The organism is Streptomyces sp. 150FB (assembly GCF_000818195.1).
Lineage (GTDB): Bacteria > Actinomycetota > Actinomycetes > Streptomycetales > Streptomycetaceae > Streptomyces.
In genome coordinates this window covers 8,434,227-8,449,801 of the sequence record NZ_JTHL01000001.1, presented here as the reverse complement: position 1 = coordinate 8,449,801, position 15,575 = coordinate 8,434,227, and the positions used below count along the sequence as shown (strand labels likewise).

The following is a 15,575-nucleotide window of genomic DNA, read 5'->3' as shown; positions in this document are numbered from 1 at the left end:
TCCCGCTGTCCCGTCGTGTTCCGCCGGTCCGTGCGCTGCCGCGAAGGGCCGCCCGGCCGGGCGCGGTCAGTCGGCGACGACGCGCACCGAACCCGGCAGGTACTCGCGCTGGCGCACCACCCGGAACCACCCCTTGGGCAGCGGTATCGCCGCGTGCTCCTCGTGCACCACGCGTCCGCCGCTGGGGAGATGAAGGAGCATCCGCCCCGACGCGTCCCCCGGCTCGCGGATGAGCCTGCCGGGACCCGTCACCGCGTGGGCGTGGCCGGTGACTTCACCGAGCGCCAGGACCAGCCGGCCCCGCACGTCCCTCGGCTCGCCCGACGCGTCCGCGAGATATGACGGCACTTTCTCCGCGTCGACGGGCACGATGAGCACGTCTCCCTGCCGGTACATGGCTCTCCCCTCCGGCCCGCGGCGCCCGGTGCGCCCGACCGATGACAACGCTAGGTGCAGGGTCTGACAACGGGTCAGCCGAGCGTCCCCGCCCCCCGGTGTTGTCAGTGCCGCTTGATAGAACTTCTCCCATCGTTCGTCGGCCGTCCGGCGTCACCGCTGTCTGGAGCATCCGCCATGAGCTTTCCGACCCCGCACGAGCAGCTCGACCTGCCCGTGTTCGACTTCCCCGCAGCCGGAGAGACGGTGGTGTCACTCCCGGAGGCCGATTCCGTGACGTGGCGTGTCGCGGTCGTCTCGTACGACTCCGACGAGCAGTGGGAGAAGGCCTTCGCCCGGTTCGCCGAGGCCGTGGACCTCACGAAGGTGCGGTCACTGGTGGTCGGCTCGTGGAGTGAGCCCTTCGAGTCCGGCCCCGACGAGGTGATCGGGGCTCTTGTCGGGGCGAGCGGTCAACTGACCGCGCTACGCTCGCTGTTCATCGGTGACATCGAATCCGAGGAGTGTGAGATCTCCTGGATCACCCAGGGCGAGGTCAGTCCGCTGCTCGACTCGTTCCCCGGGCTGCGGGAATTCAGGGTCCGCGGCGGGCAGTCGCTGGGCTTCCCCGCGGTGCGCCACGACGGGCTGCGTTCGCTCACCATCGAGACGGGCGGTCTGGGCGCGGATGTGGTGCGCGGCGTCGGTGAGAGTCACCTCCCCGCGCTGGAACACCTGGATCTGTGGCTCGGTGTCAGTGAGTACGGCGGCAACGCCGAACTCGCCGACCTGGCGCCGTTCCTGTCCGGGGCGAGCTTCCCGAAGCTGCGGTATCTGGCCCTGCGCAACAGCGAGATGCAGGACGAGATAGCCGCCGCGATGGCCGGTGCGCCGGTCGTCGCCAATCTGGAGGTCCTCGACCTGTCGATGGGCACGCTCGGCGACGTCGGGGCCGAGGCGCTGCTGGGCGGCCAGCCGCTCACCCATCTCAAGAAGCTGGATCTTCGCTGGAACTTCCTGACCGAGCCGATGCGGGAGCGACTCGTCTCGGTGATCGGCGCCGCCGGTGTGGAGGTCGACGTCTCGGAGACCGAGGAGGCCGAGGACGACGGCGACGGCAACGAGTGGCGCTACACCGAGGTCTCCGAGTGAGTCTCACCGTCGTCGGGGTCCCCGGCAACCGCAGGGTCACCCTCTTCCAGGACGCCGTCAGGGCCGCCGGACTGCCGGCGGCCCGCGTGGTGGCCTGGCGCGACGTGCTCGACGGCGAGGCCCGGTTCGGTGCGAGAGAGACCGTACGGATCGAGTCACCGGGCGAGGACCCGGAGGTGGGTCGGCTGCTGCGCGGTACGGACGACGGCACGCGCGTCGAGGGCTCCGGCCGGTGGTACGAGCGGTTCACCGCCGCCGTAGGGGAGTTGGGGCGTACGGCGGCAGCGGCCGGGGCCGATCTCCTCGACGATCCCGAGGAGTTGGCCGTGCTGTTCGACAAGCGGCTCTGCCACGGAGTGCTGGACCGGGCGGGCGTACCGGTCCCCGCCTCGCCGACGTCAGGCGGCCGCGCCGCAGTGAACGGCTGGGACGACGTCCGGGCCCTGATGGCCGGTGCCGGGCTCCGCCGTGTGTTCGTCAAGCTCGCCCACGGCTCGTCGGCGTCCGGGGTGCTCGCCGTCGAGACGGCGGGCCCGGGCCGTATCCAGGCCACGACGTCCGTGGAGCGTGACGCGGGGGGCCACCTGTTCAACTCGCTGCGGGTGCGCCGCTACACGACGGAGACCGAGATCGCGGCGATCGTCGACGCCCTGGCGCCCGACGGACTGCATGTCGAGCGCTGGCTGCCGAAAGCGACCCAGCAGGGCAGGTCGGCCGATCTGCGGGTGGTGGTGGTCGCGGGCCGTGCCACCCACGCGGTGGTGCGCACCAGCCGCTCCCCCATGACCAACCTGCACCTCGGCGGGGCGCGCGGCGATCTGGCCGCGGCACGCGCGGCGACGGAGGCCGCCGGAGGCAGGTGGGCCGACGCCCTGGCGGTCTGCGAGCAGGCTGCCGACTGCTTCCCCGGCACCCACTGCGTGGGCGTCGATCTGCTGCCGGCCACCGGCTGGCGCGGCTTCGCCGTCGGCGAGGTCAACGCCTTCGGCGATCTGCTGCCCGGCCTGACCGGGCTGCCGGGCAGCGGCGCCGAGGGCCTCGACACGTACGGGGCGCAGCTCGCCGCCCTGACGCACCGCCGTCCCGGACAACACCGCAGAGCGGGGCACGACCGTGTACACGCCTGACATGAACGACGTCGTCGGCCGGGACGACCTGCTCCTCGTCACCCTCGACACCCTGCGCTTCGACGTCGCCGACGAACTCGCCGCCGCCGGCCGCACACCGCGTCTCGCCCGCCGGCTGCCCGGGGGACGCTGGGAGAAGCGGCACGCGCCGGGCAGCTTCACGTACGCCTCGCACCAGGCGATCTTCGCCGGATTCCTGCCCACACCGGCCACCCAGGGCCCCCACCCCCGGCTGTTCGCCGCGCGCTTCGGCGGCAGTGAGACAACGGCGGAGGGGACATTCGTCTACGACACCCCCGACCTTGTCTCCGCTCTCGCCGGCGCCGGCTACCGCACGGTCTGTGTCGGGGGTGTCGGTTTCTTCAACAAGCAGGCCGCGCTCGGCTCCGTCCTGCCCGGCATGTTCCAGGAGAGCCACTGGGAACCGGAGTTCGGTGTGGCGTCCCCGACCTCCTTCGAGGCGCAGATCACCCGCGCCGAACAGGTCATCGCCCAACTGCCGCCCTGGAGGCGGCTGTTCCTCTTCGTCAATGTGTCGGCGCTGCACCAGCCCAACTGGTTCCATCTGCCGGGCGCCACCCGCGAGGCCGGTGACACCCGCGCCACACACGCCGCCGCCCTCGAATACGTCGACCGCCACATCGAGCGGCTCTTCACCGCGATGCGCCGCCGCGGACGCTGCTTCGCCATCGTCTGCTCCGACCACGGCACCGCGTACGGCGACGACGGCTGGACCGGGCACCGCCTGGGCCATGAGGCCGTCTGGACCGTTCCGTACGCCCACTTCTTCCTGGAGCCGGGGGACACACCATGAACACCACCGTCACACCACGTCCGTACGAGAGTTATGTGTACGCCTATCCGCACAAGACGGCGTACGCCCCGCTCGCCGAGCGCCCGGTGCTGCGCGAGGTGTGGGCCGGTGAGAGCAGGGACGCGCTCTCCCTCTATCTGCACATACCGTTCTGCGAGGTCCGCTGCGGCTTCTGCAACCTCTTCACCCGGATCGGCGCGCCCGGCGAGCTGACGACGCGTTACCTCGACGCGCTCGACCGCCAGGCGACCGCCGTGCGCGACGCGCTGGGCGACGCCGGGCCCGTACGGTTCGCCGCGGCGGCCTTCGGCGGCGGCACGCCCACTTTCCTCGACGCCGGTGAGCTGGAGCGGCTGTGCGACATCGCGGAGAAGCGGATGGGCGCCGATCTGCGAGGCGCCCCGCTCTCGGTGGAGACCTCGCCGTCGACGGCGACCGCCGACCGCATCGCGGTCCTCGCCGAGCGGGGCGCCACCCGGCTGAGCATCGGGGTGCAGAGCTTTGTCGACGTGGAGGCGAGGGCGGCCGTACGCCCGCAGCGCCGCGCCGATGTCGAGGCGGCGCTCGGCCGGATCCGGGACGCGGCGATTCCCGTCCTCAACATCGATCTCATCTACGGCATCGACGGCCAGACGGAGCGGACCTGGCGCCACTCGCTGGACGCTGCGCTGGCCTGGCGTCCCGAGGAGCTGTATCTCTACCCGCTGTACGTGCGACCGCTCACCGGGCTCGGGCGGCGCGGCGCCACCGGCGAGGAGGCCTGGGACGCGCAGCGGCTGCGGCTCTACCGGCAGGGACGCGACCATCTCCTGGAGCAGGGGTACGAGCAGGTGTCCATGCGGATGTTCCGCCGCCCGGACGCCCCCGCCGACAAGACCGGCGAGGGGGTGGGCGTGGGGACCGGAGCGGGAACCGGCGACCACGCCTGTCAGACGGACGGCATGATCGGTCTCGGCTGCGGCGCGCGTTCGTACACCTCGCGGCTGCACTACTCCTTCGACTACGCGGTCGACATGCCGGAGATCCGCTCGATCATCGACGACTACACACTCACCGACGACTTCTCGCGGGCGCGGGTGGGTTTCGCGATCGACCCGGACGGCGACGAGGCACGCCGCCGCCACCTGCTCCAGTCGGTCCTCCAGGCCAGGGGCATGGAAACGGCCGCCTACCGCGCGCGGTTCGGCACCAATCCCGCCGACGACTTCCCGGCCGAGCTCGACCGGTTCGCCGCGCTCGGCTGGCTCGACGGGAGCGCGGGCCCGGACCTGCTGCGGCTCTCCCCAGAGGGGCTCGCCCACTCCGACGCCCTGGGCCCGGCGCTGTTCTCCCCCGCCGTACGGGCCGCGATGGCCGCGTACATACCGAAGTGAGACACCGTGGACCTGACGATTCTCTACCGCGGCCCGCTCGCCTCCTGCGACTTCGACTGCCCCTACTGCCCGTTCGCCAAGCGGCAGGACAGCCGTGACCAACTGCGCGCCGACCGGGCGGCGTTGGAGCGGTTCGCCGGATGGGCGGCGGCGTCCGGCGATCAGCTCTCGCTGCTGTTCACACCATGGGGCGAGGGGCTGACGCGCTCCTGGTACCGGCGGACGCTCGCCGAGCTGTCCCGGCTCCCGCACATCCGCCGGGTGGCGATCCAGACGAACCTGAGCTGCCGTACGGACTGGCTGGCGGACGCCGACCCCGGGACGCTCGCGCTCTGGTGCACGTACCACCCGGGCCAGACGCCCTACGACCGGTTCCTCGCGAAGTGCCAGGACCTCGCCGGGCGCGGGATCCGCTTCAGTGTGGGCGTGGTCGGTCTGCCCGAGCACCTGGAGCACGCCCGGCGGCTGCGCTCCGAGCTGCCCGGCCATGTCTATCTGTGGATCAACGCGGCGGAGGGACGGACATACACGGACGAGGAGGCCGCCCGCTGGACGGAGCTCGATCCGCTGTTCCCGTACAGCAGGCACCCGCACAGCTCGGCCGGTCTGCCGTGCCGCACGGGTGAGTCGGTGATCTCGGTCGACGGGGCGGGGACGGTACGGCGCTGCCATTTCGTCCCCGCCGAGCTGGGCAATCTCTACGACGGCAGCTACCGGGGGGCTCTCGGCCCGCGCGGCTGCCCGCTGTCGGTGTGCGACTGCCATATCGGCTATGTGCACCTGGAGACGCTGCCGTTGTACGACGTGTTCGCGGGCGGTGTGCTGGAGCGGATCCCGGCGCCCGCTCCCGCGCCGACACTGCCGGGGAGCCTGTCGGGGAACCTGCCGTTGCTCCGGCCGGTGTGACGACGGGCTCCCTGTCGCGCTCCGTGCTTCACAGGGTTTCGCTCAGTGCCTCAGAGGCAGCAGATCGGGACGTTTGGCGGCGAGGTGGTCACCGGAGGACTCCCCGCGCAGCCGGCGCCCGATCCAGGGCACCAGGTGCTCCCTGGCCCAGTGGATGTCGTCGCGCCGCACCTCGAACGTGCCGCGCGGCGGCTGCGGCGGCCACACCTGGTCCGGGTCGGCCGGCACGTCGAGGCCGAGCACCTGGGCGGCGCGCAGCGCGACCCGGGTGTGTCCCTCGGGTGACAGATGCAGCCGGTCGGTGTCCCAGGCGCGCCTGTCCTGGACGGACTTGAGCGACCAGAGGTCGAGGACGGGGCAGTCGTAACGGTCGGCGATGGCCCGCACATGCGCGGTGTACGTGGCGACCTTGCCGCGCATGTGGCGCAGGACGGGAACGCCCCTGGTGTCGAAGCCTGTGGTCACCATGACGGTGCCGACCGCGCTCGTGAGGTCGGCGACGGCCCGCTCCAGGCGCTCGGCGATGTCGTCGGGGTCGGTGCCGGGGCGGATGATGTCGTTGCCGCCCGCGCAGAACGTCACCAGATCCGGGGCGAGTTCCTTCGCGCGCGGTACCTGCTCGGCGACTATCTCGTCCAGGAGCCGGCCCCGTACGGCGAGATTCGCGTACCGGAAACCACCATGGTCGTCATCCCCCGCCGGATCGCCGTCGGCCGCCAGTTCATCGGCGAGCAGCACCGCCAGCCGGTCGGCCCAGCCGACACAGAGCCCGTCAGGTCCCAGATCCCCCACCCCCTCGGTAAAACTGTCGCCGATCGCCGTGTACGACCCGAACACGCTATTTACTCTTGATCTCGAACCATCAGCCACAACTCCGCATTTTCCCTCAGCGGATGTGACCTACGCGACCGTAAGGAGGGGTTGACGAGGGGTGAGATATGACATCTTCAAGGTTCACCAAAATGGGAATAGCCGCCGCCCGGCGCGATCTTTGCCGGGCGGCGGCTGTGCTCACCGATTCAGGTGCGCTTCATCCGTTCAGACGGTCACACCGTGGTCACGCAGATACGCGATCGGGTCGATGTCGGAACCGTAGTCGGGACCGGTCCTGATCTCGAAGTGCAAATGCGGTCCTGTGACATTGCCGGTCGCGCCGGAAACGCCGATCTGCTGGCCCTCGCTGACGGTCTGTCCGGCCGAGACGGAAAGCTGGGACATGTGGCCGTACTGCGAGTACTTGCCGTCGGCGTGCTGGATGACGACCTGGTTGCCGTACGAACCGCCCCAGCCGGCCGTGACGACGGTGCCCGCGGCGACCGCCTTGACGGTGGTGCCCGTGGGGACCACGAAGTCCTGGCCGGTGTGGTAGCCGCTGGACCACATCGAGCCGTTCTGGTGGTACGGCGTGCCCAGGGTGGCGCCCTCGACGGGCAGGGTGTAGCCGGAGTCGCCGCTCTGCTCGGTCTTGCTCGCCGTGGTGGCGGGCTTGGCCGGAGCGGACTTCGCGGGGGCCGGCTCGGCGGGAGCCTGCTTGGCGGGGGCCTTCGCGCCGATGGTCAGCTTGAGACCGGGGTGGATGATCGACGGGTTGTCGCCGACGGCCTGCCGGTTGTCCGCGTAGAGCTTGTGCCAGCCGCCGCTGACCTGGTGCTCCCTGGCGATCTTGGCCAGGTAGTCGCCGGAGACCACGGAGTAGGTCGTGGTGGTCCTGGCCGCGGTCTGCTGGGCGGCCGCCTGCTTCGTGACGGAGCCGGTCACCGCGTGGACGGGAGTGGCTGAGGGCGCGGCCTTCTCGGCGGCATGGGCGCCGGTGGCACCGATGAGCGGCAGGGCGATGGCCGCCCCGCCCGCGCCGGCGGCGGCGAAGCCACGGGCGAGCGAGTTGGACCTGGGACGGCGGTGCTTACCCTTTGCGGGCATGACGGTTTTCCTCTCCGGCGCCTGCGAGGTGAGCTGTCGGGTTCGGGCTGGAGTTGCCCGGCCGCGTGTGCTGCGCGACTTCACCCCAAGCCGTCCGGACGTTACGGATCGGCGTACTACCTGGGTCCCCCGCTCCTGCCGACGTATGGGTGGGTGGGAATTCCGGGCGGCGGCAGGATTCGGCGTTCCGCTCGGATTGACGGTGACGTTAAGCGAGCGCGAGTGCCGGGAACAAGCCGAGATGTGCTCCGAAGGGTGCACGGTCCGATATCGCTGGGGAATCGCCGTCACCCTGTGTGGATTGCGGTCTTCAATTCCCCCTGGACGGCGCAATTCCGTTTTGCCGGACCGCCACGTACCGTCACAGATATGATCCTGCTCACGACACCTAAGGCCACGTCATCCACGATCGGGGCACCGCGTATTCAATGCCTCAATTCGGACAGAACTGCGCCGTAAATCGATGTCGTAGGGTCAGAAGCCAGAACCCGAACCCGAACACCGCCGGCGAGCCGCGCCGACGGCAGACACGGAGGAGCTCCCGTGACGCAGCACCTGCCGCACGTTCCGTCGACAGAGCCCGAACTCACCGGAGTACGCAACTTCCGTGACGTGGGCGGCCTGCCGACCACGGACGGCAGGATGGTGCGGCGAGGCCGTCTCTTCCGGAGCGGTCACCTCGCGAACGCGAGCGCGTCGGACGCCGCGGCCCTGGCCTCGCTCGGGCTGCACACGATCTTCGACTTCCGCAACGCCGCCGACCAGAAACTCGACGGCGCCGATGTGGAGCTGCCGGGCGTACGCCATGTGAACATCCCGCTCAGCGACCCGGCCGACGGCGCCGAGTTCTGGCGGATGGTCCGGGACGGCGATCTCGACCAGTTGCGGTCGCTCCTCTCGGACGGCAAGGCCGCCGACCGGATGATCGCTTCGTACCGCAGGATCATCACGGACCGCACCGCCGAACACAGCCGGGTGCTGCACGCGATCGCCGAGGACAGCGTCCCCGTCCTGATGCACTGCGCCGCCGGCAAGGACCGGGCCGGGCTGTCCGTCGCCGTGACGCTGCTCGCCGTCGGGGTGGAGCGCGAGGCGATCGAGGAGGACTACCTGAAGTCGAACGATCCGCGGCGCCGTTACGCCGTACGCCGTAGCGACGGGTCCCCCACCGGATCGTCCACCGAGGTGATGGAGCTGCTCAGTCCGCTCTTCGAGGCTCGCATCGAGTATCTCGACACCGCCTTCGACACCATCGAGAAGACATGGGGCGACACCGAACGCTACCTGTCCGAGGGGCTCGGGCTGTCCCCCGAGACGCGTGAGCGGCTGCGCCACCGCCTGCTGGACGACAAGGCTCCCGCCTCCGACGGCTGACCTTCTCTCCCCCCACTTATTCGACACTCCGGGCCCGCGTGCGGCCGCCTCGACGGCGGTTGTGCGCGGGCCTGTTTCGTATGCCCCGACCACATGATCGAGTTCGTGCTCGACGGCCGCTCGCGGGTGGCCACGTACATGCAGCTCGTGCTGCAGGTCAAACAGTGCGTTGCGGGTCGGCCTCGCGCAGCCGGGTGATCAGTTGCCCAAGGTGCGTTCGGTGGCCCAGGCCCTGGCGATCAACCCGAACACGGTCCTCAAGGCGTACCGGGAACTGGAGATGGAGGGCCTCGCCGAGGGCCGTCCCGGTGTGGGCACCTTCCTCGTGCGCACGCTGGCAGGGCCGTCCCTGGCGAACCAGGCAGACCTGCGGGAGGAGTTGGTGGTCTGGCTGCGCAAGGCGCGCGCCGCCGGTCTGCCTCCCGAGGACATCACCGCCCTGATCGACACCACGATGCGCGCCACCCTTGACGCCCCGCCACCGAAGGACAACGCGTGAGCAGCTCAGGAGCAGACATGACGGAAACGGCGCTGGAGACCCACGCGCTGGGCAAACGCCACGGACGCACCTGGGCGATACGGGATTGCTCGCTGAGCCTCCCGGCCGGGCGTATCGCGGGGCTGGTCGGACCGAACGGCGCCGGGAAGTCGACGCTGCTGCATCTCGCCGTCGGCCTCCTGCGGCCGGACGCCGGAGAGGTACGGGTCTTCGGCAAGGACCCGCGCGGCGACACGGCGACCCTGGCCGACATCGGGTTCGTCGCCCAGGACACCCCGCTCTACCGCGACTTCACTGCCACCGATCTGATCACCATGGGCGGCAAGCTCAACCGCCGCTGGGACGCCGCGTTCGTCCGCGACCGGCTCGATCAGCTCGGCATTCCGCCGCGGAAGGCGGTCGGGAAGCTGTCCGGCGGGCAGCGCGCCCAGGTGGCGCTGGCGCTGGCGCTGGCCAAACGCCCCCGCCTGCTGCTCCTGGACGAGCCGATCTCCAGCCTGGACCCGCTCGCACGCCGTGAGTTCATGGGGACCCTGATGGGCGCGGTCAGCGAGAGCGGCACCACGGTGCTGCTGTCCTCGCACCACATGGCCGATCTGGAACGGGTCTGCGACTACCTGATCGTGATGCGGACCGCGCACGTCCAGCTCGCACTCCGCCGACACCCGTACCGCCACCGCATCGGAAGTGAACGCATGATCTGGCTCATCTGGCGCCAGCACAACAAGCAGGCCCTCTTAGCCGCCGTCGGACTGATCGTCCTCGCCGCGATCATGCTGCCCACCGGCCTGCGGATGCACAGCGTCTTCGACGACTCCGGCCTCGGCTCGTGCCTGGCGAAGCTGGGTACGGGCTCGCTGGTCGCGAACAAGGCGGCCGACAGTTGCAACGCCCTCAGCTCGCAGTTCCAGAACGAGTTCTCGACCCTCACGTTCGTCGGCATCCTCTTCGTGATTCTGCCGCTGCTGGTCGGGCTCTTCTTCGGCGCCCCGCTGATAGCGCGCGAGATCGAGCAGGGCACCCACCGGCTGGTGTGGACCCAGGGCGTGAGCCGGCTCCGCTGGGCGACGGTGAAGCTCGGCGTCGTCGGCCTCGGCACGATCCTGATATCCGCGGTGTACGCGCTGGGGGTGAGCTGGTGGTACGCGCCGCTGGCCGCCAACGGCAACGGGCGGTTCGGCTACCTCTGGTTCGACGTGCAGGGCGTGACGCCGGTCGCCTACACGGTGTTCGCCGTGGCGCTGGGCATCTTCGCGGGGACGGTCTCGCGCAGAGTCATGCCCGCCATGGCCGTGACGCTGGCGGGGTTCGCCGTCGTACGCGTCGGCATCGAGACCCTGGCGCGGATCCACTACATCCCGGCGAAGACGCTGACCTACGCCCTGACGAGCACGCGCTCGCCCAATCCCGCCTCCGGCGACTGGGTCTCCGCCCTCGGCATACGCGACGCGGCCGGGAAACTCGTGAAGGAGAACGCCTCGATCGGCTGCGGCGGCGGGCCCGGTGACGCGGCGGGCGAATGCGCGAAGTCGATGGCGAGGCAGGGGCTGGGGCCGGGCTCGTACAACTGGCAGCTCTACCAGCCGGGCGACCGCTTCTGGGCATTCCAGTCCGTCGAGACCGGTATCTTCGTCGCGCTGGCCGCGCTCCTGATCCTCCTGGCCTTCCGGCGGCTCCAGCGCATCGCCTGACACCGGGACCGGACCGGGGTCAGTGGCTCTGCGCTCCCACGTGGAAGAGCAGGTACAGGAATCCGGCGAAGAGGTGGCCGGCCACCAGGTAGGCGATGAGCCTGATCACCAGCGCCCGGGGCATCGTGCGCCCCTTGACCGGGTTGTGCGACGGGTCCTCGGACATGACGGAAACCTTTCTGCGGCGGGTCAGCCGCGGTGCGCGGCGCCGCCACCGAGGCAGAGCTCGGCGGCGGGGCTCCGCAGCAGGGTGTGGACGAAGAGCAGTTCGGTCCCGCCGGTGTCGGCGGCGGCGATCCGGTGCGGGGTGAGTGAGTCGAAGTGCGCGCTGTCGCCGGGATCGAGGAGATGTACGGCGTCCCCGAGGCTGAGCCGCAGCCGCCCTTCGAGTACGTAGATCCACTCCTCCCCCGCGTGTACGCGGACGAGGTCGCCCTGGGGGCCGTACGGCACCCGTACATGCAGCGGCTGCATCGCCCGTCCTGGTCCGCCCGCCTGGCGGTAGGTCCAGCCGTCGGCCTCGACGGCGTCCATCCGTCCGGCCCGGACGATCGGGTCGCGCTCGGGCGGGGCCTCTCCGAGCAGCTCGGAGACCGTCGTACCGTAGATACGGGCCAGCGCGAGCAGCATCGGGAGCGACGGCTGTCTGTGGCCGGTCTCCAACCGCGAGAGGTGGGCGGCGGACAGCCCGGCACGCTGGGCGGCGGCTTCGAGGGTGAGGCGGCGCGCGCGGCGCAGCTCACGCAGTTGCGGTGCGACCTCGGGCAGCTCGTCGGCCGCCTCTCCCGGTGGAGAAGTGCTCATGCCTCCATTGCGCCAGGGTTTTTCCTCCGAGGCAAATTTCTTGCCCCGGAGGCAAAAACCATCACCGGTTCGGCTCAGCGGTTGGCGACGGCCTGCTTCACCAGGGTCTTGCCGAAGTCCCACATCAGTCCGCCGCCGCCATGGGCGTCGTCCATGACGGCGGTGAACGCGTCCACGAACCGGTCGACCTCGCGCTCGCCGATGGTCAGCGGCGGGATCAGCTTGATCACTTCGAGGAAGTCACCGGACACCTGGGTCAGGATGCGGTGCTTCTGGAGCAGCGGTACGACGACCATCTGCGCGAAGAGTCCCTTGCGGGCGGCCTGGAGCATGGTCCAGCGGCTGCGCAGCTTGAGCGAGTTCGGCCGGCCGAACTCGATGCCGATCATCAGGCCCCGGCCGCGTACCTCGTGGAGCAGTTCGTAGCGCGGTACGAGCGCGGCGAGGCGGGTCCGCAGCAGGTCGCCCGTCCTGCGGGCGTTGGCGACGATCCCGTCGTCCTCCATCACCGACAGGACGGCGAGGCCGGCCGCCATGGCCTGGGCGTTGGAGCCGAAGCTCGCCGAGTGGACCAGCACCCGGTCCATCGAGGAGTAGACCTTCTTGAAGATCCAGTCCTTGCCGAGGGTCGCGCTGACGGGTACGTATCCGCCGGACAGCGCCTTCGCCACACACACGAGGTCGGGCTCGACGCCCGCCTCGTGCTGGTACGCGTAGAACTCACCGGTCCTGCCGAGCCCGCTCTGCACCTCGTCGGCGATGAGCAGCGCCTTGTGCTTGTGCAGCAGCTCCTGGGCGGCGAGCAGGAAGCCGGGCGGTGTGGTGTGCACACCCTTGCCCTGGATCGGCTCGACGACGAAGCCGGCCACGTCGCCGCGCTTCAGCTCCTTCTCCAGCGCGGCGAGATCGCCGAGCGGGATCGCCGTGTCGGGCAGCAGCGGGGCGAAGCCGTCGCGGAAGCTGTCCTCGCCGTTGACCGACAGGGAGCCGGTGGTCAGACCGTGGAAGGCGTGCGAGGCGTACAGGATCCTCGGCTTGCCGGTCGCGTAGCGGGCGAACTTGAGCGCGGTCTCCACCGCTTCGGTGCCGCTGTTGCCGAAGAACACCCGGTCCAGATGGGGGCTGTGGGTGAGCAGCTTCTCGGCGAGCAGCCCCGGCAGCGGCTGGCAGTCGAAGCGGGTGAGGTCGGCGAGCGAGGCGTCGAGCACGTCGTGGAGCGCCTTGCGTACGACCGGGTTGTGGCGGCCGAGGCCCATCACACCGAAGCCCGCGAGCATGTCCAGGTAGTCGTTGCCCTCGTCGTCCCAGAAGTAGGCGCCCTCGGCCCGCTCGTAGACCCGGTCGAAGCCGATGGTGTGCAGCATGCGCGGGAGCTGGTGGTTGAGGTGTTTGGTGTACAGCTCGTAGCGCTCGGCGCCGCGCTCGGCGAGCAGCCGTGTCAGGTCGAAGCCCTTGCTCTGCCCGGGCTCGCCCGGCTCGCCGGAGGCCCCGGGGTCCGCCGGTGCGACAGGCGCGACGGGCGCGACGGGCGCGACAGGTACGACGGGCTCGGTCGGGTGGGTCATTGCGCGCTCTCCTTGTGTGCCAGGGCGGCACTGATCCGTCCTGCGATCTCCACCGGGGTGAGGCCGATGTCGGCCAGCACCTCACTGCGTTTGGCATGGGCCAGGAACTGTTCGGGGATGCCGAAGGTCCGCAGGGGTATGTCGACCCCGGCGTCGCGCAGCGACTGTCCGACGGCCCAACCCACGCCGCCACTGCGGCTGTTGTCCTCGACGACGGCGACCAGCCGGTGCCGGGCCGCCAGCGGTGCAAGCTGTTCGTCGACGGGTTTGACCCAACGCGGGTCGACCACCGTGCAGTTGATCCCGCGCTCGGCGAGCAGATCCGCCGCGCCCAGGCAGACGGAAGCGAGTACGCCCACCGATACGAGCAGGACCTCGGCGTTGTCCTCGCCGCGCAGTATGTCCATGCCGCCCACATGCCCCACGGCCGGCAGGGTCCGGCCGACGGACTCCTTCGGGAAGCGCACCACGGTCGGCGCGTCGTCCACGTCCACCGCCTCGCGCAACTGGGCCCGCAGTTGGTCGGCGTCGCGCGGGGCCGCGAGTCTGAGGCCGGGGACACACTGGAGGATCGACATGTCCCACATGCCGTTGTGCGAGGGCCCGTCGACACCGGTGACACCGGCCCTGTCGAGTACGAAGGTGACTCCGCACCGGTGCAGCGCCACGTCCATCAGCAGTTGGTCGAAGGCGCGGTTGAGGAAGGTGGCGTAGAGCGCGACGACCGGGTGCAGTCCGCCGGTGGCGAGCCCGGCGGCGGAGACCGCCGCGTGCTGCTCCGCGATGCCCACGTCCCAGACCCGGTCGGGGAAGCGCTCGGCGAACTCCGTCAGACCCACGGGGTGCAGCATGGCCGCCGTGATCGCCACGACATCGGGCCGTTCCTCGCCTATCGCCGCGATCTCCGCGCCGAACACCGAGGTCCAGGAGGGGCCGCTCGGCGGCGTGAGCGGCTCACAGGTCAGTGGGTCCATCACACCGACGGTGTGGAAGTGGTCGGCCTCGTCCTCCAGCGCCGGAGCGTAGCCGCGCCCCTTCTCCGTCAGGCAGTGCACGAGGACGGGCCCGTGGAAGCGTTTCGCCTGTTGCAGCGCCGACTCCACCGCGGCGATGTCGTGGCCGTCGACCGGCCCGACATATTTGAGGCCGAGGTCCTCGAACATGCCCTGCGGGGCGAACGCGTCCTTGAACCCCTTCTTTGCGCCGTGCAGCGACTCGTACAACTGCCGCCCCACGACAGGGGTGTTCTGGAGGGCGTCCTTGCCCCAGGACAGCGCGCGCTCGTAGCCGTCGGTGGTACGCAGTGTGGAGAGGTGCCGCGCGACGCCGCCGATCGTCGGTCCGTAGGAGCGTTCGTTGTCGTTGACGACGAGGATCAGCGGACGGTCCTTGGCGGCGGCGATGTTGTTGAGCGCCTCCCACGCCATGCCGCCGGTCAGCGCGCCGTCGCCGATGACGGCGACGACATGGTCTTCGCGTCCGCTCACATCCCGGGCCTTGGCGAGGCCGTCGGCCCAGCCGAGCACCGTCGAGGCGTGTGAGTTCTCGATGACGTCGTGCTCGGACTCCTCGCGCGAGGGGTAGCCGGAGAGGCCGCCCTTGCCGCGCAGTTTGGAGAAGTCCTGCCGCCCGGTGAGGAGTTTATGGACGTAGCTCTGGTGTCCGGTGTCCCACAGGATGCGGTCGGCCGGCGAGTCGAAGGCCCGGTGCAGCGCGATGGTCAGCTCCACCACCCCGAGGTTGGGCCCGAGATGACCGCCGGTCCTGGCCACTGCCTGGATGAGGAACTCTCTGATGTCCCCGGCGAGTTCGCCGAGTTCGTTCGTCCCTAGCGCCTTGAGATCGCGCGGCCCCCGGATGTTCTCCAAGATCGACACGCTCGGGCCCCCTCTCGGAATTCTGTTCAGCTCACGGTGACGGCGGGCGCGCCCGACGGCGTCCCTGCGGCCTCCATCGATTCGGCGATCTTCATGGC

General features: G+C 70.3%; 15 protein-coding genes and 1 riboswitch. Of the genes, 8 read left to right on the top strand and 7 right to left on the bottom strand.

Going from position 1 to position 15,575, the window contains the following annotated elements; all coding sequences use genetic code 11:
- Positions 1-66 precede the first annotated feature (66 nt).
- Complete coding sequence (locus tag QR77_RS36205; RefSeq protein WP_040026230.1) at positions 67-396, bottom strand: hypothetical protein; 330 nt, start codon at positions 394-396, stop codon at positions 67-69.
- Positions 397-573: 177 nt separating this feature from the next.
- On the opposite strand from QR77_RS36205, the gene QR77_RS36200 reads away from it, so the two are divergent.
- The 5 genes from QR77_RS36200 to QR77_RS36180 are packed head-to-tail and all read left to right on the top strand — an operon-like array spanning position 574 to position 5,747.
- Positions 574-1,527, top strand: a complete 954-nt coding sequence (locus QR77_RS36200) for an STM4015 family protein (RefSeq protein ID WP_040026229.1) — start codon at positions 574-576, stop codon at positions 1,525-1,527.
- On the top strand, positions 1,524-2,654 hold the full coding sequence (locus tag QR77_RS36195) for an STM4014 family protein (RefSeq protein WP_236710950.1): 1,131 nt from the start codon (positions 1,524-1,526) through the stop codon (positions 2,652-2,654). Before QR77_RS36200 ends, QR77_RS36195 begins: the two co-directional genes overlap by 4 nt.
- Position 2,655: 1 nt before the next feature.
- On the top strand, positions 2,656-3,468 hold the full coding sequence (locus tag QR77_RS36190) for an STM4013/SEN3800 family hydrolase (RefSeq protein WP_040026228.1): 813 nt from the start codon (positions 2,656-2,658) through the stop codon (positions 3,466-3,468).
- Positions 3,465-4,841, top strand: coding sequence for an STM4012 family radical SAM protein (locus tag QR77_RS36185; RefSeq protein ID WP_040026227.1), 1,377 nt, complete (start codon positions 3,465-3,467; stop codon positions 4,839-4,841). The genes QR77_RS36190 and QR77_RS36185 overlap by 4 nt, the downstream gene beginning before the upstream one ends.
- A gap of 6 nt (positions 4,842-4,847) precedes the next feature.
- Positions 4,848-5,747, top strand: coding sequence for an STM4011 family radical SAM protein (locus tag QR77_RS36180; protein ID WP_040026226.1), 900 nt, complete (start codon positions 4,848-4,850; stop codon positions 5,745-5,747).
- Positions 5,748-5,789: 42 nt separating this feature from the next.
- On the opposite strand, the gene QR77_RS36175 is transcribed toward QR77_RS36180, so the two are convergent.
- Positions 5,790-6,617 carry an SGNH/GDSL hydrolase family protein gene (locus QR77_RS36175; protein ID WP_040026225.1) on the bottom strand — a complete coding sequence of 276 codons (828 nt, stop codon included), beginning with the start codon at positions 6,615-6,617 and terminating at the stop codon, positions 5,790-5,792.
- Positions 6,618-6,785: 168 nt separating this feature from the next.
- On the bottom strand, positions 6,786-7,667 hold the full coding sequence (locus QR77_RS36170) for a LysM peptidoglycan-binding domain-containing M23 family metallopeptidase (RefSeq protein ID WP_040026224.1): 882 nt from the start codon (positions 7,665-7,667) through the stop codon (positions 6,786-6,788).
- Between the two features lie 5 nt (positions 7,668-7,672).
- Positions 7,673-7,829: riboswitch (cyclic di-AMP (ydaO/yuaA leader) on the bottom strand.
- Between the two features lie 381 nt (positions 7,830-8,210).
- Here QR77_RS36170 and QR77_RS36165 point away from each other — a divergent pair.
- The 3 genes from QR77_RS36165 to QR77_RS47945 all read left to right on the top strand — a co-directional run bounded on the left by QR77_RS36165 (position 8,211) and on the right by QR77_RS47945 (position 11,231).
- Complete coding sequence (locus tag QR77_RS36165; protein WP_040026223.1) at positions 8,211-9,041, top strand: tyrosine-protein phosphatase; 831 nt, start codon at positions 8,211-8,213, stop codon at positions 9,039-9,041.
- Positions 9,042-9,261: 220 nt separating this feature from the next.
- On the top strand, positions 9,262-9,540 hold the full coding sequence (locus QR77_RS36160; RefSeq protein WP_347359811.1) for a hypothetical protein: 279 nt from the start codon (positions 9,262-9,264) through the stop codon (positions 9,538-9,540).
- Positions 9,541-9,557: 17 nt separating this feature from the next.
- Positions 9,558-11,231: an ATP-binding cassette domain-containing protein gene (locus QR77_RS47945; RefSeq protein ID WP_201778853.1), complete on the top strand. Its 1,674-nt coding sequence runs from the start codon at positions 9,558-9,560 to the stop codon at positions 11,229-11,231.
- Positions 11,232-11,250: 19 nt separating this feature from the next.
- Here QR77_RS47945 and QR77_RS47615 read toward each other — a convergent pair whose 3' ends face one another.
- The 4 genes from QR77_RS47615 to dxs all read right to left on the bottom strand — a co-directional run bounded on the left by QR77_RS47615 (position 11,251) and on the right by dxs (position 15,477).
- Positions 11,251-11,397 (bottom strand): DUF6126 family protein, encoded by a 147-nt coding sequence (locus tag QR77_RS47615; protein ID WP_173476399.1) that lies wholly within the window; start codon positions 11,395-11,397, stop codon positions 11,251-11,253.
- Between the two features lie 23 nt (positions 11,398-11,420).
- Entirely contained in the window at positions 11,421-12,035 is a 615-nt protein-coding gene (locus QR77_RS36145) for an XRE family transcriptional regulator (RefSeq protein ID WP_040026222.1), read from the bottom strand.
- Positions 12,036-12,109: 74 nt separating this feature from the next.
- Positions 12,110-13,600 (bottom strand): aspartate aminotransferase family protein, encoded by a 1,491-nt coding sequence (locus QR77_RS36140; RefSeq protein ID WP_078877566.1) that lies wholly within the window; start codon positions 13,598-13,600, stop codon positions 12,110-12,112.
- Positions 13,597-15,477, bottom strand: a complete 1,881-nt coding sequence (dxs, locus tag QR77_RS36135) for a 1-deoxy-D-xylulose-5-phosphate synthase (RefSeq protein ID WP_040026221.1) — start codon at positions 15,475-15,477, stop codon at positions 13,597-13,599. The genes QR77_RS36140 and dxs overlap by 4 nt, the downstream gene beginning before the upstream one ends.
- Positions 15,478-15,575: the final 98 nt, after the last annotated feature.

Coding starts and splice junctions, on each gene's coding strand:
- QR77_RS36200 (WP_040026229.1), top strand. CDS start 574: ATGAGCTTTCCGACCCCGCACGAGCAGCTCGACCTGCCCGTGTTCGAC.
- QR77_RS36185 (WP_040026227.1), top strand. CDS start 3,465: ATGAACACCACCGTCACACCACGTCCGTACGAGAGTTATGTGTACGCC.
- QR77_RS36205 (WP_040026230.1), bottom strand. CDS start 396: ATGTACCGGCAGGGAGACGTGCTCATCGTGCCCGTCGACGCGGAGAAA.
- QR77_RS36140 (WP_078877566.1), bottom strand. CDS start 13,600: ATGACCCACCCGACCGAGCCCGTCGTACCTGTCGCGCCCGTCGCGCCC.
- QR77_RS36190 (WP_040026228.1), top strand. CDS start 2,656: ATGAACGACGTCGTCGGCCGGGACGACCTGCTCCTCGTCACCCTCGAC.
- QR77_RS36145 (WP_040026222.1), bottom strand. CDS start 12,035: ATGAGCACTTCTCCACCGGGAGAGGCGGCCGACGAGCTGCCCGAGGTC.
- QR77_RS36170 (WP_040026224.1), bottom strand. CDS start 7,667: ATGCCCGCAAAGGGTAAGCACCGCCGTCCCAGGTCCAACTCGCTCGCC.
- QR77_RS47945 (WP_201778853.1), top strand. CDS start 9,558: ATGACGGAAACGGCGCTGGAGACCCACGCGCTGGGCAAACGCCACGGA.
- QR77_RS47615 (WP_173476399.1), bottom strand. CDS start 11,397: ATGTCCGAGGACCCGTCGCACAACCCGGTCAAGGGGCGCACGATGCCC.